The 23,146-nt window shown below is 59.0% G+C and carries 24 protein-coding genes; 6 read left to right on the top strand and 18 right to left on the bottom strand.

Annotation, left to right across the window (positions count from 1 at the left end; translation table 11 throughout):
- Position 1 precedes the first annotated feature (1 nt).
- Positions 2–1,342: a sigma-54 dependent transcriptional regulator gene (locus MMG91_RS24605; protein ID WP_305446951.1), complete on the top strand. Its 1,341-nt coding sequence runs from the start codon at positions 2–4 to the stop codon at positions 1,340–1,342.
- A gap of 57 nt (positions 1,343–1,399) precedes the next feature.
- Here MMG91_RS24605 and thiO read toward each other — a convergent pair whose 3' ends face one another.
- The 7 genes from thiO to MMG91_RS24570 are packed head-to-tail and all read right to left on the bottom strand — an operon-like array spanning position 1,400 to position 8,204.
- Positions 1,400–2,500, bottom strand: a complete 1,101-nt coding sequence (gene thiO, locus MMG91_RS24600) for a glycine oxidase ThiO (protein WP_310660976.1) — start codon at positions 2,498–2,500, stop codon at positions 1,400–1,402.
- Between the two features lie 58 nt (positions 2,501–2,558).
- Positions 2,559–2,960 carry a type IV pilin protein gene (locus tag MMG91_RS24595; protein WP_258699014.1) on the bottom strand — a complete coding sequence of 134 codons (402 nt, stop codon included), beginning with the start codon at positions 2,958–2,960 and terminating at the stop codon, positions 2,559–2,561.
- Between the two features lie 14 nt (positions 2,961–2,974).
- Positions 2,975–6,097 carry a PilC/PilY family type IV pilus protein gene (locus MMG91_RS24590; RefSeq protein ID WP_310660975.1) on the bottom strand — a complete coding sequence of 1,041 codons (3,123 nt, stop codon included), beginning with the start codon at positions 6,095–6,097 and terminating at the stop codon, positions 2,975–2,977.
- Entirely contained in the window at positions 6,084–6,563 is a 480-nt protein-coding gene (locus MMG91_RS24585) for a PilX N-terminal domain-containing pilus assembly protein (RefSeq protein WP_310660974.1), read from the bottom strand. The genes MMG91_RS24590 and MMG91_RS24585 overlap by 14 nt, the downstream gene beginning before the upstream one ends.
- 11 nt (positions 6,564–6,574) lie before the next feature.
- Positions 6,575–7,288 carry a prepilin-type N-terminal cleavage/methylation domain-containing protein gene (locus MMG91_RS24580; RefSeq protein WP_310660973.1) on the bottom strand — a complete coding sequence of 238 codons (714 nt, stop codon included), beginning with the start codon at positions 7,286–7,288 and terminating at the stop codon, positions 6,575–6,577.
- On the bottom strand, positions 7,285–7,734 hold the full coding sequence (pilV, locus tag MMG91_RS24575) for a type IV pilus modification protein PilV (RefSeq protein WP_305446957.1): 450 nt from the start codon (positions 7,732–7,734) through the stop codon (positions 7,285–7,287). Before pilV ends, MMG91_RS24580 begins: the two co-directional genes overlap by 4 nt.
- The gene (locus MMG91_RS24570) at positions 7,731–8,204 is read right to left on the bottom strand and encodes a GspH/FimT family pseudopilin (protein ID WP_305503353.1); all 474 of its coding nucleotides are present in this window, start codon (positions 8,202–8,204) and stop codon (positions 7,731–7,733) included. Before MMG91_RS24570 ends, pilV begins: the two co-directional genes overlap by 4 nt.
- 131 nt (positions 8,205–8,335) lie before the next feature.
- Here MMG91_RS24570 and MMG91_RS24565 point away from each other — a divergent pair, with 131 nt between their 5' ends.
- On the top strand, positions 8,336–8,884 hold the full coding sequence (locus MMG91_RS24565) for a GspH/FimT family pseudopilin (RefSeq protein ID WP_310660972.1): 549 nt from the start codon (positions 8,336–8,338) through the stop codon (positions 8,882–8,884).
- Here the strand turns inward: MMG91_RS24565 and ispH are convergent.
- The 6 genes from ispH to murJ all read right to left on the bottom strand — a co-directional run bounded on the left by ispH (position 8,861) and on the right by murJ (position 16,402).
- The gene (gene ispH / locus MMG91_RS24560; RefSeq protein WP_008008700.1) at positions 8,861–9,808 is read right to left on the bottom strand and encodes a 4-hydroxy-3-methylbut-2-enyl diphosphate reductase; all 948 of its coding nucleotides are present in this window, start codon (positions 9,806–9,808) and stop codon (positions 8,861–8,863) included. The two genes, MMG91_RS24565 and ispH, sit on opposite strands and share 24 nt — an antisense overlap.
- Positions 9,809–10,001: 193 nt before the next feature.
- On the bottom strand, positions 10,002–10,439 hold the full coding sequence (gene fkpB / locus MMG91_RS24555) for an FKBP-type peptidyl-prolyl cis-trans isomerase (RefSeq protein WP_310661006.1): 438 nt from the start codon (positions 10,437–10,439) through the stop codon (positions 10,002–10,004).
- Between the two features lie 7 nt (positions 10,440–10,446).
- Entirely contained in the window at positions 10,447–10,959 is a 513-nt protein-coding gene (gene lspA, locus MMG91_RS24550; RefSeq protein ID WP_305503355.1) for a signal peptidase II, read from the bottom strand.
- The gene (ileS, locus tag MMG91_RS24545; RefSeq protein WP_310660971.1) at positions 10,952–13,783 is read right to left on the bottom strand and encodes an isoleucine--tRNA ligase; all 2,832 of its coding nucleotides are present in this window, start codon (positions 13,781–13,783) and stop codon (positions 10,952–10,954) included. Before ileS ends, lspA begins: the two co-directional genes overlap by 8 nt.
- Positions 13,784–14,734, bottom strand: a complete 951-nt coding sequence (gene ribF, locus MMG91_RS24540) for a bifunctional riboflavin kinase/FAD synthetase (RefSeq protein ID WP_305446962.1) — start codon at positions 14,732–14,734, stop codon at positions 13,784–13,786.
- A gap of 129 nt (positions 14,735–14,863) precedes the next feature.
- Positions 14,864–16,402 carry a murein biosynthesis integral membrane protein MurJ gene (gene murJ / locus MMG91_RS24535; RefSeq protein ID WP_310660970.1) on the bottom strand — a complete coding sequence of 513 codons (1,539 nt, stop codon included), beginning with the start codon at positions 16,400–16,402 and terminating at the stop codon, positions 14,864–14,866.
- A 252-nt stretch (positions 16,403–16,654) separates the two neighbouring features.
- Here murJ and rpsT point away from each other — a divergent pair, with 252 nt between their 5' ends.
- Positions 16,655–16,933, top strand: coding sequence for a 30S ribosomal protein S20 (gene rpsT / locus MMG91_RS24530; protein ID WP_003185593.1), 279 nt, complete (start codon positions 16,655–16,657; stop codon positions 16,931–16,933).
- 121 nt (positions 16,934–17,054) lie between these two features.
- Here rpsT and MMG91_RS24525 read toward each other — a convergent pair whose 3' ends face one another.
- From MMG91_RS24525 to rplU, 5 genes are all read right to left on the bottom strand, one after another.
- Positions 17,055–17,519, bottom strand: coding sequence for a CreA family protein (locus MMG91_RS24525; protein WP_305446964.1), 465 nt, complete (start codon positions 17,517–17,519; stop codon positions 17,055–17,057).
- Between the two features lie 12 nt (positions 17,520–17,531).
- Positions 17,532–18,650: a glutamate 5-kinase gene (gene proB / locus MMG91_RS24520; RefSeq protein ID WP_038981484.1), complete on the bottom strand. Its 1,119-nt coding sequence runs from the start codon at positions 18,648–18,650 to the stop codon at positions 17,532–17,534.
- 122 nt (positions 18,651–18,772) lie between these two features.
- Complete coding sequence (gene cgtA / locus MMG91_RS24515; RefSeq protein WP_007901876.1) at positions 18,773–19,996, bottom strand: Obg family GTPase CgtA; 1,224 nt, start codon at positions 19,994–19,996, stop codon at positions 18,773–18,775.
- A 193-nt stretch (positions 19,997–20,189) separates the two neighbouring features.
- A complete protein-coding gene (gene rpmA, locus MMG91_RS24510; protein WP_007901871.1) occupies positions 20,190–20,465 on the bottom strand; it encodes a 50S ribosomal protein L27 in 276 nt (91 codons plus the stop codon).
- A gap of 35 nt (positions 20,466–20,500) precedes the next feature.
- Positions 20,501–20,815 (bottom strand): 50S ribosomal protein L21, encoded by a 315-nt coding sequence (gene rplU / locus MMG91_RS24505; RefSeq protein ID WP_007901869.1) that lies wholly within the window; start codon positions 20,813–20,815, stop codon positions 20,501–20,503.
- 240 nt (positions 20,816–21,055) lie between these two features.
- Here rplU and MMG91_RS24500 point away from each other — a divergent pair, with 240 nt between their 5' ends.
- The 3 genes from MMG91_RS24500 to MMG91_RS24490 all read left to right on the top strand — a co-directional run bounded on the left by MMG91_RS24500 (position 21,056) and on the right by MMG91_RS24490 (position 23,007).
- On the top strand, positions 21,056–22,024 hold the full coding sequence (locus MMG91_RS24500; protein ID WP_310660969.1) for a polyprenyl synthetase family protein: 969 nt from the start codon (positions 21,056–21,058) through the stop codon (positions 22,022–22,024).
- A 178-nt stretch (positions 22,025–22,202) separates the two neighbouring features.
- The gene (locus MMG91_RS24495) at positions 22,203–22,544 is read left to right on the top strand and encodes a zinc ribbon domain-containing protein YjdM (RefSeq protein WP_007901863.1); all 342 of its coding nucleotides are present in this window, start codon (positions 22,203–22,205) and stop codon (positions 22,542–22,544) included.
- 205 nt (positions 22,545–22,749) lie between these two features.
- Positions 22,750–23,007 (top strand): hypothetical protein, encoded by a 258-nt coding sequence (locus tag MMG91_RS24490; protein ID WP_030129462.1) that lies wholly within the window; start codon positions 22,750–22,752, stop codon positions 23,005–23,007.
- The last annotated feature ends 139 nt before the right edge of the window (positions 23,008–23,146 follow it).

The raw sequence follows: 23,146 nt of genomic DNA, 5'->3' as shown, positions 1-23,146 counted from the left end.
CATGAGCCCACGGCAAAAAATCCTGATCGTCGACGACGAGCCGGATATCCGCGAACTCCTGGAAATCACCCTGGGACGGATGAAACTCGACACCTTCAGTGCCCGCAACCTTGCAGAAGCACAGGCGCTGCTGGCACGGGAGACGTTCGACCTGTGCCTGACCGACATGCGCCTGCCCGACGGCACCGGTCTGGCGCTGGTGCAGCACATCCAGCAGTGCTATGCGCAAGTGCCAGTAGCGATGATCACTGCCTACGGTAGCCTGGAGACGGCAATCAACGCGCTCAAGGCTGGCGCCTTCGATTTTTTGACCAAACCGGTTGACCTGACCCGCTTGCGCGAACTGGTCACCAGCGCCTTGAGTCTGCCGGCACCAGGCGGTGCCAGCAGCGCCATCGACCGTCGGCTACTGGGCGACTCCCTGCCGATGCGCAGCCTGCGCAAACAAATCGACAAACTGGCCCGCAGCCAGGCTCCGGTATACATCAGCGGTGAGTCCGGCAGCGGCAAGGAGTTGGTCGCCCGACTGATCCACGACCAAGGCCCACGCGCCACCCGACCGTTCGTGCCGGTGAACTGTGGGGCTATCCCGTCGGAATTGATGGAAAGCGAGTTTTTCGGCCATCGCAAAGGCAGTTTCAGCGGAGCCATCGAAGATAAACCCGGGCTGTTCCAGGCCGCACAGGGTGGCACTTTGTTCCTCGATGAAGTGGCAGATCTGCCGCTGGCGATGCAGGTCAAACTTTTGCGGGCCATTCAAGAGAAAGCCGTGCGCAGCATCGGTGGGCAGCAGGAAACCGTGGTCGATGTGCGCATACTCTGTGCCACCCACAAAGACCTCGATACCGAAGTCGCCGCCGAACGCTTTCGCCAGGACTTGTACTACCGTCTGAATGTGATCGAACTGCGGGTGCCGCCCTTGCGCGAACGCCGCGACGATATTGAGCTTCTGGCCAACAATATGCTCAAGCGACTGGCGACTGGCACTGGCCAACCCGCTGCAAAACTCCACCCGCAAGCCCTCGACGCACTGAAAAGCTATCGTTTTCCAGGAAACGTGCGGGAATTGGAGAACATGCTTGAGCGGGCGCACACCTTGTGCGAGAACAAACAAATCGAAGCCAGCGACCTACGGTTGGTGGAAGGTAACGGCAATTCGGACAGCGACGTGCCGGACCTGACGCAGATCGACAATCTGGAAGCGTATCTGGAAAATGTCGAACGCAAACTCATCCTCCAGGCCCTGGAAGAAACCCGCTGGAACCGCACGGCAGCGGCTCAGCGGTTGAATCTGTCGTTTCGGTCGATGCGTTATCGACTGAAGAAGTTGGGGTTGGATTGAAGGCCCCATCGCGAGCAAGCTCGCGATGGGGATCTGACGAGCGGTAAAACGCTGCGGCTAGATCCGCCCGATTGGAGCATACGGCGCAGGATCGATAATCGGCGCCCTGCCCAGCATGACATCCGCAAACAACTGACACGAGGCTGGCGCCAGCACCAACCCATTACGGTAATGCCCGCAGTTGAGCCACAAACCATCAAACCCGGGCACCCGGCCAATATAGGGAATCCCTTCCGGCGACCCCGGTCGTAACCCGGCCCAATGCCCCACCACCTCGGCATCCGCCAGCGCCGGAATCAACTCCACCGCCGAGGCCTTCAGGCTTTCCAGCGCAGTGTCGGTCGGCGTCTTGTCGAAGCCTTCATGTTCCAGCGTACTGCCGATCAGAATGTGCCCGTCGCGCCGGGGAATGGCATAACGCCCCTTGGCCAGCACCATGCTTGGAAGGAAATCCGCTGCGCATTTGTAGAGAATCATCTGGCCTTTGACCGGTTCGACCGGCAACTCCAGGCCCAGGCTTTTCAGCAAGTCACCGCTCCAGGCCCCTGCCGTCAAAACCACCTGATCACCCGCAATGGCCCCCATCGACGTCTGTACCCCGACCACCGCACCACCTTCGCGGATAAACCCACTGACCTCGCACTGCTCATGAATCGTCACGTTCGGCAGCGCCAGCAACGCTGCCTTGAGGGACTTCACCAGCCGTGGATTGCGCACATTGGCCACATCGGCCATGTAGATCGCCCGCGAAAATCCGGTGCCCAATACCGGCACCGCATCGTGTGCCGCAGAGATATCCACAGCCCGCAGCGGACGATTTTCCCGCTTGGCCCAGGCGAGCGCTTCGGCTTCGTCATCCAGGTCCAGCCAGTACAACCCGGTGGTGTGCACTTCTGGATCGACACCCGTGGCGGCGAACAGGCGTTCCGCCAGCTGTGGATAAAAATCCTGGGACCAATGAGCCAACGCAGTGACCGCCGGGCTGTAGCGCCATGGGTAGAGGGGCGAAACGATTCCACCACCGGCCCAGGACGACTCTTGACCGACATTCGAACGGTCCAGCAGCACGACGCTCTGCACTTCGGACGCGAGATTGAACGCCGTCAGCAGGCCAATCACCCCGCCACCGACAATCACCACTTGCTGTTGCCTGCTCATGTTCTGATCCAACCGTTCAATAGACAGAAGGCGCAAAGGGCGCCCGAAAAGAAGAAACTCAGCGCCCCCAGCAATCCTTGGTGGTCAGGCCGGACGTGGCATTGACCATGCTCCTGACACCGGTATTGGTGAGGGTGAAATCACCGCACTTGTCGCTCGCCATGGTCGAACCGGCCTTGCGTGTCGCAGTCAGCAGGAAGGTCTGATCGGTCAGGGTCGGGGTGATGGTATAGAAATCATTACCGGCGCTCAGACCGGTGGCATTGGTGTAGACATTATTCTTCGAATAGAAACGCTCCAGAATCTGCGCCTGCTCGGAAAGCAAACCGGCCACTTCAGTCCGGCGACCCTTTTTCACGTACTCGGTGAGGCTCGGATAGCCAATGGTGATGACGATCCCGATGATCGCAATCACGATCATGATTTCGATCAGGGTAAAGCCTCGGTTGGATCTGCGCATGCCTCAACTCTCACTTACTGTATTTGTCGCCACATGATGCGACGGCCGCTGCCGCCACCGGATTTTTCCACCAGTGTGCTGATGCCGCCACCGGAGTCGTTCACAATCTTGCGGGTAGCGTCGTTGACCACCGCGTTCAGAGTCGGGATACCGCCGGTGAAGATCACCCCGCTGGAAATCGTGTCAGCGCTGTCAACCTTCCCGTCGGCATTGGTGTCGAGCACCGCGTAATTAAGCATCTTACCGCTGAACGCATCGAGTTCGACCAGTTTGCCGCTGCCGAAGCCGGCACAGGGGTCCGTGGTGTCTGCACTGGCCGTGGTAAAAACGATTCGCCCCGACACAAAAGTGGCCTGATTGATCACTCGCTCTCCCGTCAGCACGTTGTTGTACAACAGCGGCAAGTACCAGCCTTTCTTTGCCGGGTAGGTCACTTCGTTCTGGCTGGTGGTGATGAATTGCCCGGCGCTGCCCGAAAAAACGCCGGTCACCGCCTGCGCCTGCAAGCTGGACACCGTGATTTGACCCGAGCCTCCTTCTGCATCCCATACTGCGTAGAACGCCTGGAGATCCTTGTTGGTCTTGTCGGCGGCCTCATTTAATTTGCCGGTACCGAACAACACTTGCTTACCGCCCGATGCGTGATCGGCGAGCAGCGGCTGCACAGTGATCGGTTGGGTCGCCCCTCCCGCCGCGGTGAACAACGGCTTGCCGGAAAACGCTACGCCCCAGGTATCGGCGGTGGTGCCACTCAAATCGAACTTCCACAACCGTCCTTTCAGGTCCCCCCCATAGGCGGCCTGCACTACATTCTGTGAGTTGACCCTGAGCTTCACCGACGACAGGCCGTTGGTGGTTTCCGTGCTGTCGACGACGATTTTTTTGATCAGCGAGCCGTCGCGGATATCCACCACATACAGCGCTGCCACCCCGGAGTTGCTGCCATAGCCATTGGAGATGAACGCAGCCCAGCGCCCATCGGCCAAGCGTGCCACTTCCGGGCGTGCATAGGCATAACCCAGATCATTGAAAACGTTCGCCGTACTGGCCGTGGCCGGTGCACTGATTTCCCAGAGCGCTTGAGTCACGTTGCCGGCCGAGGCGTCGAACAGTTGCAGCGCATAGAACGTTTTGCCGCCCGCCCCTGTTCCGCCAATCGCCAGGGTTTTCCAGGCACTGTTGAGTTGGGCATCGAATACACCGACCTGGCCGTCGACCAGAAACTTGTGGCTCACCCCGTTGATGTAGGTGGGATCAGCGATGTAGCGCAATGATGGCAGCACGCTGGAAGGCATGTAGGCATAACGCCTGACACCGTTGGCCGGGTTGATGACATTTACAAAGCCGTCATTGGCGTTCACCACCAGGCTGGCATTCATATTGGCGGCCTTAGTGGTCAGGTAGGTGCTGTAGGTGGTGTCGCCCACCAGATCGGACGCGGTCTGGTCCTTGGGCGCGGCCAGCACAAGTGGCGAATTGATGATGTCGCCCAGTAATACGCTGCGCGTTTTCAACCCGGTTTTGTGGGTGCCCTTGCTCCACTCCACCAGATCGCTGCCGGTGATGCCGGTGGGCAAGCTTTGGCTGAGGGAGGTCTGCTGGGCCGGGGAGAAATTGCTGTAGGCCAGGGTGACAGCGGCGTTGGTCTGCGTGTTCCAGGACTGATAGGTCGGCGCGGTGGCGCCGGGCACGATGGTGGTATCGGTCGTCCACAGCACCGCGGCTGTGTCCACCGCGCCCGCCGACGTGAAGCCAAAAGACTTGATGGTGCCGCGCCAGTCCTTGGGGTCGTAGGTGGTCTGGAAGTAGGTTGAGTTGCTGGTCAGGGTCGTGCCGCTGGTAACGCCGCTGCCACCTGATCCAGCCTTGGAGGTGATGTCGCTCAAAGCCGAAGAAAGTGCGCTGTTCAGTCCCGCGCCGTCAGTCGCCTGGTAGTACTTGCCCTGGCCATAGGTCGCAGCATCCGCCAACATTTGGTTTGCCGCAGTGAAACCCACGGTATAGGTATTCATGTTCTGCCGGGAAAAATCCAGGGCATCCCAGCTTTTGCCCGTGACATCGGTCCCTGTGGAGCGCATGTCGATGTCGTAGGCGAACTTGGCGATGTCATCCAGGAACAGGGTATCGCCCTCATTGTCGCCGAAGCGGTTGGCACCATCGTTACTGCTGATCCCGTCCCAGTTCGGTAACTGGCTGCTACCCAGCGGATCGTCAGTCGGAAAGGTATGGTCGAAGGTCGGCAAACCACTAGTGATTACCACTCCGTAATTTCTCTGGCAGCGATACTGAATCGGACTGGTGTAGGTGGTAGGCGTCGAGTTGTTGTATGGCGCCATGCCACGGAAATAGCGGGTGATCTCGTAATAGGCTTCAGCCAGCGGCGTATCCGCCTGCGCGCTCAGTTCCTCGATCCCTGCGATCAATTCGTTGTAGTTGGCATCGGCCTGAGCCTGGGTCACGGTGCCGCTGACGGCCGACAAATCACTGACCGAACGAACGATATAACCGCCGTCATTCTTATGGTTGCCAACCGCCAGGTTGAACGTCGACAGACCGATGCGCAGCGAGCGGTTGCTGGCCACCAACGCCTTGGAAATGTTGCGCGTCACATTCATCCGGTAGTCATTGGGGATCGAACCATCGGTGAAATCCCGGTCGGAATTGTTGGCAAGGCTAATCAGATACGACAAGTATTTCGCCGAATAGAGAGTGTTCTCGCTCCCCACCGGATCGGGAAGCTTGAGGCAAAGCGAATCCAGACCGAGAAGGCTGTTCTTATAAAAACCGTACCATCCCGCCTTCAAACATGTTCCATGATTCAAACTCGACAGGGCAATATTGTTATCGTTCATGTCAAGGTCCCGACCTTTCAAGCACGAACCATTCGAGAGACAAATCGTCACCGGAGTACGTACGATCGTCGGGTCGAAGCCTGCCGCCCACATAATGCTGTTCATACTCTTCGAGTCGTCGAGTAACAGCATTACATTGGGGGCCACGGCGGCGGCGTTCAACAGCGGCGAATCCGAGGGCGTGAAGGCGTAAGCCGGCGCTGCCAGATAAAGGCCCAACGCCGCGCCGCAGAACAACTGCAACAACCAATTGCGCCGCCCTGTAAGGGCCTCAGTACTTCGCATAGATACTCTCCACCACACTGCGCGAATTGCCCGCGATGCCCACGGCGGTCACCCGGTACAGCGTTGCCGACGTGTTGCTCGGTACGTTCACGGCCGTCAGGGTGGTGCCGATGTTCTGCACTCCGTAAAAGCCGTTGCCAGAGGCGATCCAGGTCACCCCCGACGTGGAGTTGAACCCGGCGGCGGTAATGACCGACGCTTCGGCCGGCGGCGCGCATTGGCTGGTACCGCTGCAAACCGGCAATGAATAGGTGTTCAGTTGCACCGCGCTTTCGCCGACGCGCAACGCCGCTTCTGCGCCCTGGAATGACTGGTTGCGCAGGATCACGCTGCTGGCCATTTTTTCCTGCAACGTGGCGCTCTGCATCGACGAAAGCCCGATCAACGTCAGCACCAGGAGAAACACCAGGCTGACCAACAGCGCCATGCCGCGCTGGGCGCGAGGGGTCATGGGAGCAACACTCATCAGCCCTGCCCTCATGGCAACCGGTTGCGCAAGGCGGCAACCACGTTAAAGGTTTGATTGCGTACCCGGTTGTTCGGGTCGGTGAGCGTCAGCGTCAGCCGCACACTGCGGATTCGTGCCGGATCGGATGGGTTGCTGCTGTAGCTGGAGGCGGCCGTATCCGTGGCTGAACTAGCGAGGCCGAAGCTCACATTGAACGCACTGACATTGTTCACCAGCACCTGCTGCGTCGGCGTGCCGGCACCGGAGCCCATCAGCAGCTGGTTGTTGCTGAAGCTGTAGACCAATCGCCGGATCGGAAATGCCAACAGCCCAGACGTCGGCGTTCGTGCCCCCATGTGGGCCGTCGCGGTGTTGCGGCAGTCGGAAATTACTGTCCAGGTCGGCACCCCGCCACTGCCACCGACATCGGCGGTGACGAGCGTTAATTTGAGGTTGGCATTGTCCCAACTGATCGGCGTGATCTGACTGGCACTGAAACTCCCTGCCGAGCTGGCGTCGATAATCGTGCCCAGACAACCGAACATGCCAACCATGCGGATTTCCTGAATCATTTTGCTCAGGACGAACCGTGCATCTTCCTGCATGCCGGCGGCAGTGTTCTGGCTGACGTAGGTATTTTTAGCCGCGATGAAGATCTGCGCCACGCCCAGAACCACGACCAGACTCAACGCCAGGGCTATCAGCAATTCGATCAGGCCGAAACCTTTGCTGGCTCTGATCATGGTGTCGTCGCCGGATCAACGGTGGCGCGACTGGTGAGGACGAAACTGCGGCGTGAGTCGGCGGTATTGGCGGCCCGTGAGTCATCCCAGGTAATGGTAATGGTGTACACCCGTTGGTTGCGGGTAATGCTGCCGGTGGCCGTGGCGCCGCCGAAATTGACGATATTGGTGGTGAAGTCGTAGAGGTCCTGATCCCGGGCCACGCTCAGGTTGCCCGAGGTCGGTGGCGTGACGGTGTAATCTGCGCCGGAGTTGGCGCGAATGCGGTCCATCATGTCGTAGGCGATAAAACTCGCCTGGCTGGTCATCCGCGAGCTATCGGTGTACTTCAGCGCATTGAGCTGAATCGCCGCCGCGCCCAACAACCCCACGGCCAGAACCAATAACGCGACCAGTACCTCGATCAGCGTCATGCCCTCCTGTGCGCGCTTGCTCCAACCCCTCATCCGCAACTTCCACCCAATAGAATTCGTCCGTTCAAACACACATTCAGCGTCCTGCTCTGTGCCCCCAGTACATAACTGATCACGACTGCCGTGGACGGCGCCGACAAACCGCCCAGGTTGTTGAAATCAATGGCGGTCACTCCTGAGGTTAGCGTCAGAGTTGCACCACTGCTCATCGCTGGAACAACCCGCAATACATTGGCCGAATTGCCAGTACCGTCATAAACGGTCAGATCGCCGGTCCAGACACTGCCGCCTGCTGTCGGGCGAACCCGGGTGGTAATGCCCCGGTCGATCGCCTCAAGCCGGGCGAAATTGAGTGCGCGTTGCAGGTCGCCGATCTCGGTGTCGGCCTTGGTGCTTTGCACCGAGCGGGTAAACGCCGGAACAGCCAGGCTGATCAGGATCAGAAACACGGCGAGCGCAATCAGCAGCTCGATCAGCGTGAAACCTTTTGTACGATGATCCATCGGTGCCCTCCGTTGCCGTCGGCTATACCTGCTTCTACACGCTAGAACATTCGACCGGCGGATGTACGGTTGTTTTGCCATTACTCGCGCAGGGATCGTGCGGGCCGCAGCACTCCAGGGAGGGAAATGACATGCATCAGCAAGGCTTCAGCCTGATCGAACTGCTCATGGGACTGACAATTGTCGGGATTGTTCTGCAACTGGTCAGCCCGGCGTTCGCCGCACTGACAGAATCGAACCATCGGGAGCAGGCGGCGCAGTCGATTGTCAGTGGTATGCGTAATGCCAGAACTGCTGCTATCACACGCAATCAGAGTGTTGTGATACACGGCATCAACGGCGACTGGGGTCAGGGCTGGCGGATCATTCTGGATGTCAGCGGTAAAGGCCCGGAGGACAGCAGTAATCCGCTGCTGGTTGAGCAACAGAGCGACGCTCGAGTGCCCATTGTCGGCAATCTGCCGGTCAAGAATTTCGTACGGTTCAGCAGCCTGGGCGAACCGCAGTTGCCCAGCGGTGCCTTTCAAGCGGGGACGGTACATATTTGCGCCAGCCGCGAACCGGTCAGCCTGCACCAGGTGGTGCTGTCCCGGACCGGACGCGTCAGCCTGCGCAGCGATAAGGCTGAACAGGCGCTGTGCGCGGGAGGAGAAGATTCAGAGCAGGGAGCGGACGCGTAGCTCTTTAGGCATTGAGAACGTGATGTTCTCTTCACGCCCGGCCAACTCATCGGCCCCGGTGGCGCCCCAGGCCTGCAATTGCTGGATCACGCCACGCACCAGTACTTCCGGAGCGGAGGCACCGGCGGTGATGCCAATCCGCTCGACACCGTCGAACCAGCTCTTTTGCAGGTCTTCGGCGCCGTCGATCAGATAGGCCGGGGTGGCCATGCGCTCAGCCAGTTCACGCAGGCGATTGGAGTTGGAGCTGTTCGGGCTGCCGACCACCAGCACCACGTCGCATTCGTCCGCCAGTTGCTTGACGGCGTCCTGACGGTTTTGCGTGGCGTAGCAGATGTCATCCTTGCGCGGACCGCCGATGGCCGGGAACCGAGTACGCAGGGCGTCGATCACGCGACTGGTATCGTCCATGGACAGGGTGGTCTGGGTGACGAAGGCCAGTCTTTCAGGGTTGTTTACCTGCAACGCAGCGACGTCTTTCTCGTCCTCGACCAGATAGATCGCGCCACCATTGCTGCCATCGTACTGGCCCATGGTGCCTTCGACTTCCGGGTGACCGGCATGGCCAATGAGGATGCACTCTCGGCCGTCGCGGCTGTAGCGCGCGACTTCGATGTGCACCTTGGTCACCAGCGGGCAGGTCGCGTCGAACACCTTCAGGCCACGGCCTGCGGCTTCGGTACGCACGGCCTGGGAAACGCCATGGGCACTGAAGATAACGATCACGTCGTCGGGCACCTGATCCAGCTCTTCGACGAAGATCGCCCCACGGGCGCGCAGGTCTTCGACGACGAATTTGTTGTGGACCACTTCGTGGCGCACGTAGATCGGCGGCCCGAAGACTTCCAGGGCGCGGTTGACGATTTCGATCGCCCGGTCCACACCGGCGCAGAAGCCACGGGGGTTGGCGAGTTTGATTTGCATGCTGTGCCTCGTGTCTTGCGCGCAAGAGATAGTAATGCCGCCTGTCATTCGAACACCAGGCTCGAAAACAGTGAAAATCTTAATGTGGGAGCGGGCTTGCTCGCGAAAGCGGTGTGTCAGTCGACATTGATGTTACATGTGATGGACGCTTTCGCGAGCAAGCCCGCTCCCACACTGGACCGTATTCGGCCTATTACAGCGCTTTGACGTTGATGATTTCGACGTCAAAGGTCAAGGTTTTACCGGCCAGCGGGTGATTGAAGTCGATGGTCACCTGGGCGTCATCGAATTCTTTTACCACACCGGGCAGCTCAGTATTGGCCGCATCGTTGAAGATCACCAGCAAGCCAGGCGACAGTTCCATATCCTTGAACTGCGAGCGCGGGATGATCTGCACGTTTTGCGGGTTGGGCTGACCGAAGGCGTTTTCCGGCTCGATGCTCAGGGTGCGTTTGTCGCCAGCCTTGAAGCCGAACAGCGCTGCTTCGAAACCTGGTAACAGGCTGCCGTCGCCAACCTTGAAGGTCGCCGGGGCTTTGTCGAAGGTGCTGTCGACGGTGTCGCCGTTCTCCAGGCGCAATGCAAAGTGCAAGGTGACTTCCGTGTTCTGGCCGATGCGTTGCTCAGCCAATACCTGTTCAGTCATGAACGGTTTCTCCAGTCTTCTTACTTTTGAACATATCCAGCGCGAGCATCACGGCACCGACAGAAATGGCACTGTCGGCAAAGTTGAACGCCGGGAAATACCAGCGGTTCTGCCAATGCACCAGAATGAAATCGATCACATGGCCCAGGGCAATGCGGTCGTACAGGTTACCCAGCGCGCCACCCAGCACCAGCGCCAAAGCGACTGCCAGCCAGGTTTCGTTGCGCCCCAGGCGCTTGAGCCAGACCACCAGCACCGCACTGACCACCACCGCGATCAGGGCGAACAGCCAGCGCTGCCAGCCGGAGCTGTCAGCCAGGAAACTGAACGCTGCGCCAGTGTTGTAGGCCAGCGTCCAGCTGAAGTAATCGGGGATCACCACGATTTGCTGATACATGCTCAGCGAGCTTTCGAAGTAGAACTTGCTGGCCTGGTCGATGACCAGGACCAGCACGCTCAACCAGAGCCAGCTCAGCCGTCCGAAACGGCCAACGGCATTAGGCATAGTGACGAACCTCGCCGGCGCCGCTGATGTTGTCGACGCAACGGCCGCAGATTTCCGGATGCTCCGGGTTCACGCCGACGTCTTCACGGCAGTGCCAGCAACGGGCGCACTTGGCGAAGCTCGACTTGACCACTTTGAGCTTCAGGCCGCCGACTTCGGTGACCACTGCGTCGGCCGGAGCCTGAACGAACGGCGCCACGGTAGCAGTCGAGGTAATCAACACGAAGCGCAATTCGTTGCTCAGCTTGGCCAGATCGGCGCTCAGCGCATCTTCGGCGAACAGCGTCACTTCGGCTTGCAGGTTGCCACCGACGGCCTTCGCCGCGCGCTGGATTTCCATTTCCTTGTTGACCGCCACCTTCACCGCCATGATCCGCTCCCAGTAGGCGCGGTCCAGCTCGAAGCCTTCCGGCAATTCGGTCAGGCCTTCGTACCAGGTGTTGAGCATCACAGACTCGTTACGCTCGCCCGGCAGGTACTGCCACAGCTCGTCGGCGGTGAATGCCAGGATCGGCGCGATCCAGCGCACCAGCGCTTCGGAGATGTGGTACAGCGCGGTTTGCGCCGAACGACGGGCCTTGCTGTTGGCGCCAGTGGTGTACTGACGGTCCTTGATGATGTCGAGGTAGAAACCGCCCAGCTCCTGCACGCAGAAGTTGTGGATCTTGGAATAGACATTCCAGAAGCGGTATTCGCCGTAGTGCTCTTGCAACTCGCGTTGCAGCAGCAGCGTGCGGTCCACGGCCCAACGGTCCAGCGCGAGCATTTCTTCAGCCGGCAGGATGTCGGTGGCCGGGTTGAAACCGGTCAGGTTGGAGAGCAGGAAGCGCGCGGTGTTACGGATGCGCCGGTAGGCGTCCGCACTGCGCTGCAGGATCTGCTCGGAAACCGCCATTTCACCCGAATAATCGGTGGAAGCCACCCACAGACGCATGATGTCGGCGCCCAAGGTATCGTTGACCTTTTGCGGCGCGATCACGTTACCCAGGGATTTGGACATCTTGCGACCGGACTCGTCGACGGTGAAGCCGTGGGTCAGCAATTCGCGGTATGGCGCGTGGTTGTCGATGGCGCAACCGGTCAGCAAGGAGGAGTGGAACCAGCCACGGTGTTGGTCCGAGCCTTCCAGGTACAGGTCGGCGCGCGGACCGGTCTCGTGGCCCATCGGGTGCGAACCGCGCAGGACGTGCCAGTGCGTGGTACCCGAGTCGAACCAGACGTCGAGGGTGTCGCTGATCTTGTCGTACAGCGGCGCTTCTTCACCGAGCAACTCGGCGGCGTCCATCTTGAACCAGGCTTCGATGCCTTCGACTTCAACGCGCTGGGCGACGATTTCCATCAGCTCGACGGTGCGTGGGTGCAGCTCGCCGCTTTCCTTGTTCAGGAAGAACGGGATCGGCACGCCCCAGTTGCGCTGACGGGAGATGCACCAGTCAGGACGGTTGGCGATCATCGAGTGCAGACGCGCCTGGCCCCAGGCCGGAACGAACTTGGTCTCTTCGATGGCTTTGATTGCCCGCTTGCGCAGGGTTTCGCCGGTTGCAGGCTCTTTGTCCATGCCGATGAACCACTGCGCAGTGGCGCGGTAGATCAGCGGGGTTTTGTGACGCCAGCAGTGCATGTAGCTGTGTTCAATGGTTTCGGTGTGCAGCAGCGCGCCGACTTCCGACAGTTTGTCGACGATAGCCGGGTTGGCCTTCCAGATGAACTGGCCACCGAAGAACTCCAGCGATGTCGCGTACACGCCGTTGCTTTGCACCGGATTGAGGATGTCGTCGTTGACCATGCCATAGGCTTTGCAGGTCACGAAGTCGTCTACGCCGTAGGCCGGCGAGGAGTGAACCACGCCGGTGCCCGCGCCCAGTTCGACGTATTCGGCCAGGTAAACCGGCGACAGACGATCGTAGAACGGGTGACGGAAGTTGATCAGTTCCAGTTCTTTACCGGTGGTGGTCGCAATGACCGAGCCTTCCAGGCTGTAACGGGCAAGGCACGGCTCGACCAGCTCTTCAGCCAGCACCAGCAGTTTGTCGCCGACGTCGACCAGGGCGTAGTTGAACTCCGGGTGAACGTTCAGCGCCTGGTTGGCCGGGATGGTCCACGGGGTGGTGGTCCAGATCACGATCGAGGCGGGTTTGCCCAGCGATGGCAGACCGAACGCGGCAGCCAGTTTGGCTTCATCAGCGATCGGGAACGCCACGTCGATGGTCGCGGATTTTTTGTTCTCGTACTCGACTTCCGCTTCAGCCAGGGCCGAACCGCAGTCAAAGCACCAGTTCACAGGCTTCAGGCCCTTGAACACGAAGCCACCCTTGACGATTTCCGCCAGGGCGCGGATTTCACCGGCCTCGTTTTTGAAGTCCATGGTCTTGTACGGGTTGGCGAAGTCGCCCAATACGCCCAGACGAATGAATTCGGACTTCTGGCCTTCGATTTGCTCGGTGGCGTAGGCACGGCACAGTTCGCGGGTCTTGTCCGCGCCCAGGTTCTTGCCGTGGGTCACTTCGACTTTGTGCTCGATCGGCAGACCGTGGCAGTCCCAGCCCGGCACATAAGGCGCGTCGAAACCCGACAGGGTTTTCGAGCGGATGATCATGTCCTTGAGAATCTTGTTCAGCGCATGACCGATGTGAATCGTGCCGTTGGCGTACGGAGGACCGTCGTGAAGTACGAACTTCGGACGATCCTTGCCAATCTCGCGCAACTTACCGTACAGGCCAATGCTGTCCCAGCGCTGCAGAATCTGCGGTTCGCGCTGAGGCAGGCCGGCCTTCATTGGGAAGGCGGTGTCCGGAAGGTTTAGCGTGGCTTTATAGTCGGTCATTTAAGGCTCTTCATTAGCGATTGGCGCTAGGTGCGACAGGGCACGGGCGGCGGCGACATCCGCATTGATCGCCGTCTTAAGCGCCTCCAGAGAGGCGAAACGCTGCTCTTCACGCAGCTTGTGGTGGAAAACCACCGTCAAACGCCGGTCATACAGATCGCCGGCAAAATCTAAAAGATGTACTTCGAGGTGGGCTTTGCCATCACCTTGGACCGTTGGCCGCACGCCGATATTGGCGACGCCTGGCCAGGTCTTGCCGTCGATGTCGACGTTGACCAGATAAACCCCGGACAGCGGCACACGACGACGCTTGAGCTGTATGTTGGCGGTCGGCGTACCGAGCTGGCGCGCCAGCTTCTGGCCGTGCAGGACTCGCCCGGCAATCCGGTACGGACGACCGAGTAGCCGCTCGGCCAAGGCAAAATCTGCGGCGGCCAGGGCATTACGCACCTGGGTGCTGCTGACACGAATGCCGTCCAGTACGACGGTCTGCGCCGCTTCGACGGTAAACCCCTGAAGGACACCGGCCTGTTGCAGGAAATCGAAATCCCCTAGCCGGTCACAGCCGAAACGGAAATCGTCACCGACCTCCAGATGCTGCACGCCGAGACCGTCCACCAGAATGGTATCGACGAATTCGCTGGCGCTGAGTTTGCTCAGCCGCTGATTGAAAGCCAGGCACAGCACCCGGTCGACACCTTCCATGGCCAGCAACTGCAGTTTGTCCCGCAGGCGGGCCAGACGGGCCGGGGCGGTGTCCGGGGCGAAAAATTCTCGCGGCTGCGGCTCAAAAATCACCACGCAGCTGGGCACGCCCAACTCGAGCGCACGCTCACGCAGCCGAGCCAGGATTGCCTGGTGACCACGGTGAACACCGTCAAAGTTGCCAATAGTGGCGACACAGCCCCGATGCTGGGGGCGCAGGTTGTGGAGGCCTCGAACCAGCTGCATAACGCGCTTCTTGCTCATAAAGTGGTCGATTATAACCACACCCGGCGGCCGACGACAGGCAACACCGTAACCCAAAGTGATCGAGCCGACAAAACAGTCGGCCCGCCCGTGCTTATCGAGACAAAAGCCTCAGCTCAAGGCCTTGCGATTGAAGTCGCGCAAACGGAAGCCCATCAACAGCAACATGCCGAAGTAGACCACCACGCCGGCAATCACCAATGCGCCCAGACGCAGCAAACGCTCCAGCATATGCCCTTCCGCCCAAGCCGGCATAAAGTGCATCGCGCCCAGCAATACCGCAGACATCACCGCGACTGCTACCAGCAGTTTGAGCCCGAACTTCGCCCAGCCCGGCTGAGGCTGATACATCTGCTGCTTGCGCAGTTGATAGAACAACAGCCCGGCGTTGATGCAGGCGCCAGCGCTGATGGCCAGGGCCAGACCGGCGTGAGCCAGTGGACCGATCAGCACCAGGTTGAACAGCTGAGTGACGATCAGGGTGAAAATCGCGATTTTTACCGGGGTCCGGATGTTTTGTTGCGCATAAAACCCCGGCGCCAGCACTTTGATCACGATAATCCCCAGCAAGCCGACGGAATAGGCAATCAGCGCGCGCTGGGTCATGGCCGCGTCGAAAGCGCTGAACTGGCCGTACTGAAACAGCGAAACCGTCAGCGGCTCAGCCAGAATCCCCAGCGCCAGGGCGCACGGCAATACCAGCATGAAGCACAGGCGCAGGCCCCAGTCGAGGATCCGCGAGTATTCGTGGCGATCCTGGCTGGCATAAGTCTTGGCCAGGGTCGGCAGCAGAATCGTGCCCAGTGCCACACCCAGAACACCGGATGGCAACTCCATCAAGCGATCGGCGTAATACATCCAGGACACGGAACCGGCCACCAGAAATGACGCAAATATGGTGTTGATGATCAGGGAAATCTGGCTCACCGAAACGCCGATGATCGCTGGCAGCATCTGCTTCATGACCCGCCAGACCCCGCTATCGCGCAGGTTCAGGCGCGGCAGCACCAGCATGCCGATTTTTTTCAGGTGCGGCAGTTGAAACAGCAATTGCGCCAGACCGCCCACCAGAACAGCCCAACCCAGCGCCATTACCGGCGGATCGAAATACGGTGTCAGGAACACCGCAAAAATAATCATGCTGACATTGAGCAGCGTCGGCACGAAGGCCGGCACCGAGAAGCGGTTCCAGGTGTTGAGGATCGCTCCGGCCAATGAAGACAGGGAGATCAGCAATATATAAGGAAAAGTGACCCGTAGCAGATCGGAGGTCAGCTCGAATTTTTCCGGGGTAGTGGCGAAACCCGGCGCCGTGGCCCAGATAACCCAAGGCGCGGCGAGCATGCCCAGCGCAGTGACCAGTGCCAGCACCAGCGTCAACAGGCCCGAGACATAGGCAATGAATGTTCGCGTCGCCTCCTCGCCCTGCTGGCTTTTATATTCGGCCAGAATCGGCACGAAAGCCTGGGAAAATGCCCCTTCAGCAAAGATCCGCCGCAGCAGATTGGGCAGTTTGAAGGCGATAAAGAAGGCGTCGGTCGCCATTCCCGCACCAAATGCACGAGCAATAAGAGTGTCGCGAACAAACCCCAACACCCGGGAAAGCATCGTGATAGAGCTGACAGCGGCCAACGATTTGAGCAGATTCATTGAAAGAGTTTTTGCCTGTCGATAAACAGCAGGCGAACAACGCGCCCACTTATGCGATACTCCGCGCCGCAACAGCACAGAGCCAAAGCTCGCGAGTTTACAGGTCGCACGCCGGAAAGAAATATCCCGGCGCTCTATACCTGCCACTTAGCGGATCGTCTCAACCGCCCTTGACAAGACATCAACTCATCGGCATGATTCGCGGCCTATTTTGTTTGCTATTTCCTAAAAAGTCTTTCGAGGAGCTCGACGGTGGCCAACACACCTTCCGCCAAAAAACGTGCAAAACAGGCTGAGAAGCGTCGCAGCCACAACGCCAGCCTGCGTTCCATGGTTCGTACCTACATCAAGAATGTAGTTAAAGCCATCGACGCAAAAGACGCTGAAAAAGCTCAAGCTGCTTACGTTCTGGCTGTGCCAGTTATCGACCGCATGGCCGATAAAGGCATCATCCACAAGAACAAAGCTGCTCGTCACAAGAGCCGCCTGAATGGCCACGTAAAGGCCCTGAACGTTGCCGCTGCTGCCTAAGCGACACGCTCATTAAAAAACCGACCTCAGGGTCGGTTTTTTATTGCCTGCGATTTATCAAATACACCACAAAAAATACGGGAGCGAGCCTGCTCGCCCCCACACTTCGACTTGCGTCAACTTATTGAGCGTGCGTCCACGGCAAGATCGGAATCGCCGTCACCGCATTCTGCGGGCTGCCCTCGATCAAACGATCGCTGTACACCAGATACACCAGCGTATTGCGCTTCTTGTCGAGGAATCGCACCACCTGCATCGTCTTGAACACCAGCGAGGTGCGCTCCTTGAACACTTCCTCGCCATCCTTGAGTTCTCCCTTGAAGCTGATCGGCCCGACCTGACGACACGCAATCGACGCCTCGGCGCGATCCTCGGCCAACCCCAGACCACCTTTCACACCACCTGTCTTGGCTCGCGACAGATAGCAGGTCACGCCATCTACCTTCGGATCGTCAAACGCCTCGACAACGATACGGTCGTTCGGGCCAACAAACTTGAACACCGTCGACACCTGGCCAACTTCCTCGGCCGAGGCCAGCAGTGGCATTGCGAACAACAAACCCAATAATCCTTTTGCCACACGCATTCAGGTATTCCTTCAGACCAGAATCAGGTTATCGCGGTGAACCAGTTCCGGCTCAGCCATATAACCCAACAGACCGACAATCGCCTCAGACGACTGACCGATGATTTTTTGTGCTTCCAGAGCACTGTAGTTAGCCAGGCCACGGGCGATTTCACGACCGTCCGGCGCCACGCAGACCACCATTTCGCCACGACGGAAACTGCCCTGGACCAGCTTGACGCCCACAGGCAGCAAACTTTTGTTGCCTTGGGACAACGCCGTCACCGCCCCCGCATCCAGCACCAGCGTGCCGCGAGTTTGCAGATGCCCGGCCAGCCACTGCTTGCGCGCCGCCAGCATGCCGCGCTCAGGTGACAACAAGGTGCCGATGCGCTCGCCCGCCTTGAGACGATCCAGCACTCGCTCAATGCGTCCACCGACAATGATGGTGTGCGCACCGGAACGCGCCGCCAGACGCGCAGCACGCAACTTGGTCTGCATACCGCCACGACCCAGCGCTCCGCCCGTACTGCCAGCCACCGCATCCAGCGCCGGATCATCGGCACGCGCCTCGTAAATCAGCTTGGCGTCGGGATTGTTGCGCGGATCGGCGTCGAACATACCATCGCGATCAGTGAGGATCACCAGCAAATCAGCCTCGACCAGATTCGCCACCAGCGCCGCCAAGGTGTCGTTGTCGCCGAAACGGATTTCGTCGGTGACCACGGTGTCGTTCTCGTTGATCACCGGGATCACCTTGAGCTCGACCAGCGCGCGCAGCGTACTGCGAGCATTCAGGTAGCGCTTGCGGTCGGACAAATCGTCATGGGTCAGGAGAATCTGCGCGGTATGCCGGCCATGCTCGGCGAAGCTCGACTCCCAGGCCTGTACCAACCCCATCTGACCGATGGCGGCAGCCGCCTGCAACTCATGCATTGCACTGGGTCGTACGGTCCAGCCCAGACGACTCATGCCAGCCGCCACCGCCCCGGAGGACACCAGCACCAGCTCAACGCCCGCCTCGTGCAGGGCAACCATCTGCTCGACCCAGACACCCATTGCCGCGCGATCCAGGCCTTTGCCGTCCGCCGTCAGCAAAGCGCTGCCGATCTTCACGACCCAACGCTGCGCACCTGTCACCTTGCTCCGCATCATCTTCAACCTTAGCTTGAGGACAGCACGACCCAGCGCTGCCCGTAACGTTATTCGTGACTACCGTTTCCAGATACTAAAACGCCGCTCTAGTGAGCGGCGCTTAAGTTTATCGCAACGAATCAGTCACGCACGTAAATGATTTCCGGACCGTCTTCGTCATCCACATCTTCTTCGTCCCAATCGTCGTCACCGATGTCATGGACCGACTTCACGCCACTGCGACGCAGGGCACGCTGATCGTCCAGCGCCTGCAACTGGGCGCGCGCTTCATCTTCGATGCGCTGATCGAGCTCGGCCAGCTCTTCCTTGTAGGCCGGGTCGTTAGCCAGACGATCGGCACGATCCTCCAGATAACGCATGATGTCATGGCAAAGACGCTCGGTGCCTTGCTTGGCGATCGCGGAGATCACGTAGACCGGACCAGTCCACTCCAGACGATCAACGATTTCCTTGACGCGAGCGTCGTGCTCTTCTTCAAGGATCTGGTCGCACTTGTTCAGCACCAGCCAGCGATCACGCTCAGCCAGGGACGGGCTGAACTTGGTCAGCTCGCTGACGATTACTTCAGCGGCATCCGGAGCACTGGTGTCATCCAGCGGCGCCATGTCGACGAGATGCAGCAGCAGACGAGTACGCGACAAGTGCTTGAGGAAACGAATCCCCAGGCCCGCGCCGTCGGAAGCACCTTCGATCAGGCCCGGAATGTCCGCCACCACGAAGCTCTTCCAGCGATCGACGCTGACCACACCCAGGTTCGGCACCAGAGTGGTGAACGGGTAGTCGGCGACTTTCGGCTTGGCGGCCGATACCGAGCGAATGAAGGTACTTTTGCCAGCGTTCGGCAAACCAAGCAGACCGACGTCCGCCAACACCTTCATCTCCAGTTTCAGGTCGCGCTGCTCACCCGGCTTGCCCGGCGTAGTCTGGCGCGGCGCCCGGTTGGTGCTGGATTTGAAACGAGTGTTACCCAGACCGTGCCAGCCGCCATGAGCCACCAGCAGACGCTGGCCAGCCTTGGTCAGGTCGCCGATCACTTCCTGAGTCGCAGAATCGATAACGGTAGTGCCGACCGGAACGCGCAGCACCAACTCTTCACCTTTCTTGCCGGTACAGTCAGTGCTGCCGCCGTTGGAACCACGCTCGGCATCGAAGTGCCGGGTGTAACGATAGTCCACCAGGGTATTCAGGTTTTCGTCGGCGACCATGTAGACCGAGCCGCCATCACCACCATCACCGCCGTTCGGGCCGCCGTTCTCAATGAATTTTTCGCGACGGAAGCTCATGCAACCGTTGCCGCCGTCCCCGGCCTTTACTCGAATCGATACTTCATCAACAAACTTCATAACAAAACGCCTCTCGCCATACGGACGAGCCGAAAAAACCTAGACATAAGACTCTTGCAAAAATGAGCGCAGCGACCTCAATCAACGACCGCCAATACAGCGCTGGAGCCCATCACAAACAGCTTTGCAAGAGACTCACCCCACAAACGAAAAAGCCCCGTCGCAAGACAGGGCTTTTCCAGCAACTACGTAATTATGCCGCGACGACGTCAGTCTTCGGAACAATGCTTACGTAACGACGACCGAAGGCGCCTTTTACTTCAAACTTGATCACGCCGTCGATTTTAGCGAACAGAGTGTGATCTTTGCCCATGCCAACGCCGTAGCCAGCGTGGAATTGGGTGCCGCGCTGACGCACGATGATGTTGCCCGGAATGATAACCTGGCCGCCATACATCTTCACGCCAAGGCGTTTGGCTTCTGAGTCGCGACCGTTACGGGTACTACCACCAGCTTTTTTGTGTGCCATGAGTTCAATTCTCCTAGTGAGGAATTAGGCTGAAATTAAGCCTGAATACCGGTGATTTTGATCTCGGTGTACCACTGGCGGTGGCCCATACGCTTCATGTGGTGCTTACGACGACGGAACTTGATGATGCGGACTTTATCGTGACGACCTTGGGAGATCACTTCAGCCACAACGGTAGCGCCAGGAACAACTGGAGCGCCGATATTCACGTCGTCGCCATTGGCAACCAACAGAACGCGATCAAAAGTAACGGATTCGCCGGTAGCGATTTCCAGTTTTTCGATCTTCAGGTATTCACCTGGAGCAACTTTGTACTGCTTGCCACCAGTAACGATTACTGCATAAGACATGGTATTTCTCCGATAATCCTGCTCACCCAGCTCTTTATAAGAAGAGGTATTGGCTGGCATGGCTGCATAAGGCTGGAAGGCCTGTTTGCAATTGCGTAAGGCAGGTGCTGCCCAGGAAGTTCAGGGTGCGCGATTGTACGCAAGCTGCTTGAGCGTTGCAAGTGGCCGTCTATCGCGCCTTGACAGGCCCGGACGTGGGTCCTAGCATGCCGCGCAACCCTTCTGGAGCAACTGTCGCTGATGCAACCCCAAGCTTTCTACCGCGCGGTGGCGGACGATTTTAGCGCCGTCGACGGCATCATCAAGAAACAGCTGACTTCCCGAGTGCCGCTGGTATCGAAAATCGGCGACTACATTACCTCGGCTGGCGGTAAACGCCTGCGCCCGTTGCTCGTACTGCTGTGCGGCAAGGCACTCGGCCGCGAAGGTGATGACCTGCGCCTGTTGGCCGCGACCATCGAGTTCCTGCACACCGCCACCCTGCTGCACGACGACGTCGTCGACATGTCCGGCATGCGCCGTGGCCGCTCGACCGCCAACGCGATGTGGGGCAATGCACCGAGCGTGCTGGTGGGCGACTTCCTGTATTCGCGTTCTTTCGAAATGATGGTCGAACTGGGCTCCATGCCGGTGATGAAGATCCTTTCGCAAGCCACGCGCATCATCGCCGAAGGCGAAGTGTTGCAGCTGTCGAAGGTCCGCGACGCCAGCACCACGGAAGAAACCTACATGGAAGTCATCCGCGGCAAAACCGCGATGCTCTTCGAAGCCTCGACCCACAGTGCCGCGGCCCTGGCCGGTGCCACGCCGGAACAGAGCGAAGCACTGCGCACCTTTGGCGATCACCTGGGGGTGGCGTTCCAATTGGTCGACGACCTGCTGGATTACCGTGGCGACGCCGAAACCCTGGGCAAGAACGTCGGTGACGATCTGGCCGAAGGTAAACCGACGCTGCCGCTGATCTACACCATGCGCGAAGGCACTCCAGAGCAGGCCGCACTGGTTCGTCAGGCGATCCAGAAAGGCGGCATCGAAGATCTGGAAAACATTCGCGAAGCCGTTGAAGCTTCCGGCTCGCTGGATTACACCGCGCAACTGGCCCGCGATTACGTAGCCCGTGCGATCAAGTGCCTCGACGCCCTGCCCGCCAGCGAATACCGCGATGCATTGGTGGAATTGAGCGAGTTTGCGGTCGCCCGTACGCACTGATCCGCCCCCTGCAGGAGTGAGGCTTGCCCGCGAACGCGATCTACCAGTCGACACTAATGTGACTGATACACCGCGTTCGCGGGCAAGCCTCGCTCCTACGAAATCATGTGTCACCCCTCCCCCGCATAAACCCTATATAATGTGCGCTTTTTAGCCATCCTGAATCCAAGGAGCTTTAGTGAGCACGTTGCCACCCTGCCCGAAATGCAATTCCGAATACACCTATGAAGACGGCGCACAGCTGATCTGCCCGGAGTGCGCCCACGAGTGGTCCGCCAGTGGCGAAGCCGAAGTGGCCTCCGATGACACCGTGAAAAAGGATTCGGTCGGCAATGTCCTGCAGGACGGCGATACCATCACCGTGATCAAGGACCTCAAGGTCAAAGGCACGTCGCTGGTGGTCAAGGTCGGCACCAAGGTCAAGAACATCCGCCTGTGCGATGGCGACCACGACATCGACTGCAAGATCGACGGCATCGGCCCGATGAAACTCAAATCCGAGTTCGTCAGAAAAGTCTGAATCTGCTGTATTCCATCCCGCGCCTGGCGTGGGATGGTGCTTCGCCCTTCCCCGCATCACCCAGCATTCCCGCGCAGTAGCCAAACGCCAGTCGTTTTGACGCCCAGCAATTCCCCCGCAGAAAAAACACAAATCGCCAATAGAGCCTTGCTATTTGATGAATAAGAATTATTCTCATTGAAACCCATCAATGGAGATGAGACTCATGACTTATTTGATCGATGCCTGGCTGGACCGCCCACATCCCTATCTCAGAATCCTGCATCGGGAAACCGGGGAAGTCTGTGCGGTGCTTGAAGAAGAAGCCTTGAACGAGCTACAGGATCAGGGTGATCTGGACGTCAACGGCCTGAGTTCCAGCGAGCCGGTGGTGCTCAAGGAACTGGTGCGCAATCTGTTTCTATTCTGCTATGCCCGGGCATTGCGCCCGACGAATGAGCTGCATCACAAGATCGAACTATGAGTAACGCTGAAACCTCTGTAGGAGCGAAGCTTGCTCGCGAAGCAGGCGACTCGGTTTGAGTTCGAAACCGAGTTGATGCTTTCGCGGGTAAAGCCTCACTCCTATGTATGGACTCGCCCCTACTGTCAACCCGCTTTGC

The sequence above is a fragment of the Pseudomonas sp. JL3 genome, assembly GCF_031570575.1.
Taxonomy (GTDB): domain Bacteria; phylum Pseudomonadota; class Gammaproteobacteria; order Pseudomonadales; family Pseudomonadaceae; genus Aquipseudomonas; species Aquipseudomonas cucumis.
The sequence above is the reverse complement of the archived record's forward strand: the minus strand, read 5'-3'. Positions and strand labels throughout refer to the sequence as shown.

Coding starts and splice junctions, on each gene's coding strand:
- ribF (WP_305446962.1), bottom strand. CDS start 14,734: ATGCAGCTGGTTCGAGGCCTCCACAACCTGCGCCCCCAGCATCGGGGC.
- MMG91_RS24605 (WP_305446951.1), top strand. CDS start 2: ATGAGCCCACGGCAAAAAATCCTGATCGTCGACGACGAGCCGGATATC.
- rplU (WP_007901869.1), bottom strand. CDS start 20,815: ATGTCTTATGCAGTAATCGTTACTGGTGGCAAGCAGTACAAAGTTGCT.
- lspA (WP_305503355.1), bottom strand. CDS start 10,959: ATGCCTAATGCCGTTGGCCGTTTCGGACGGCTGAGCTGGCTCTGGTTG.
- proB (WP_038981484.1), bottom strand. CDS start 18,650: ATGCGGAGCAAGGTGACAGGTGCGCAGCGTTGGGTCGTGAAGATCGGC.
- ileS (WP_310660971.1), bottom strand. CDS start 13,783: ATGACCGACTATAAAGCCACGCTAAACCTTCCGGACACCGCCTTCCCA.
- MMG91_RS24595 (WP_258699014.1), bottom strand. CDS start 2,960: ATGCGCAGATCCAACCGAGGCTTTACCCTGATCGAAATCATGATCGTG.
- ispH (WP_008008700.1), bottom strand. CDS start 9,808: ATGCAAATCAAACTCGCCAACCCCCGTGGCTTCTGCGCCGGTGTGGAC.
- MMG91_RS24500 (WP_310660969.1), top strand. CDS start 21,056: ATGCAACCCCAAGCTTTCTACCGCGCGGTGGCGGACGATTTTAGCGCC.
- MMG91_RS24490 (WP_030129462.1), top strand. CDS start 22,750: ATGACTTATTTGATCGATGCCTGGCTGGACCGCCCACATCCCTATCTC.
- MMG91_RS24580 (WP_310660973.1), bottom strand. CDS start 7,288: ATGATCAGAGCCAGCAAAGGTTTCGGCCTGATCGAATTGCTGATAGCC.
- MMG91_RS24565 (WP_310660972.1), top strand. CDS start 8,336: ATGCATCAGCAAGGCTTCAGCCTGATCGAACTGCTCATGGGACTGACA.
- MMG91_RS24590 (WP_310660975.1), bottom strand. CDS start 6,097: ATGCGAAGTACTGAGGCCCTTACAGGGCGGCGCAATTGGTTGTTGCAG.
- MMG91_RS24585 (WP_310660974.1), bottom strand. CDS start 6,563: ATGAGTGTTGCTCCCATGACCCCTCGCGCCCAGCGCGGCATGGCGCTG.
- rpmA (WP_007901871.1), bottom strand. CDS start 20,465: ATGGCACACAAAAAAGCTGGTGGTAGTACCCGTAACGGTCGCGACTCA.
- pilV (WP_305446957.1), bottom strand. CDS start 7,734: ATGAGGGGTTGGAGCAAGCGCGCACAGGAGGGCATGACGCTGATCGAG.
- cgtA (WP_007901876.1), bottom strand. CDS start 19,996: ATGAAGTTTGTTGATGAAGTATCGATTCGAGTAAAGGCCGGGGACGGC.
- thiO (WP_310660976.1), bottom strand. CDS start 2,500: ATGAGCAGGCAACAGCAAGTGGTGATTGTCGGTGGCGGGGTGATTGGC.
- MMG91_RS24525 (WP_305446964.1), bottom strand. CDS start 17,519: ATGCGTGTGGCAAAAGGATTATTGGGTTTGTTGTTCGCAATGCCACTG.
- murJ (WP_310660970.1), bottom strand. CDS start 16,402: ATGAATCTGCTCAAATCGTTGGCCGCTGTCAGCTCTATCACGATGCTT.
- MMG91_RS24570 (WP_305503353.1), bottom strand. CDS start 8,204: ATGGATCATCGTACAAAAGGTTTCACGCTGATCGAGCTGCTGATTGCG.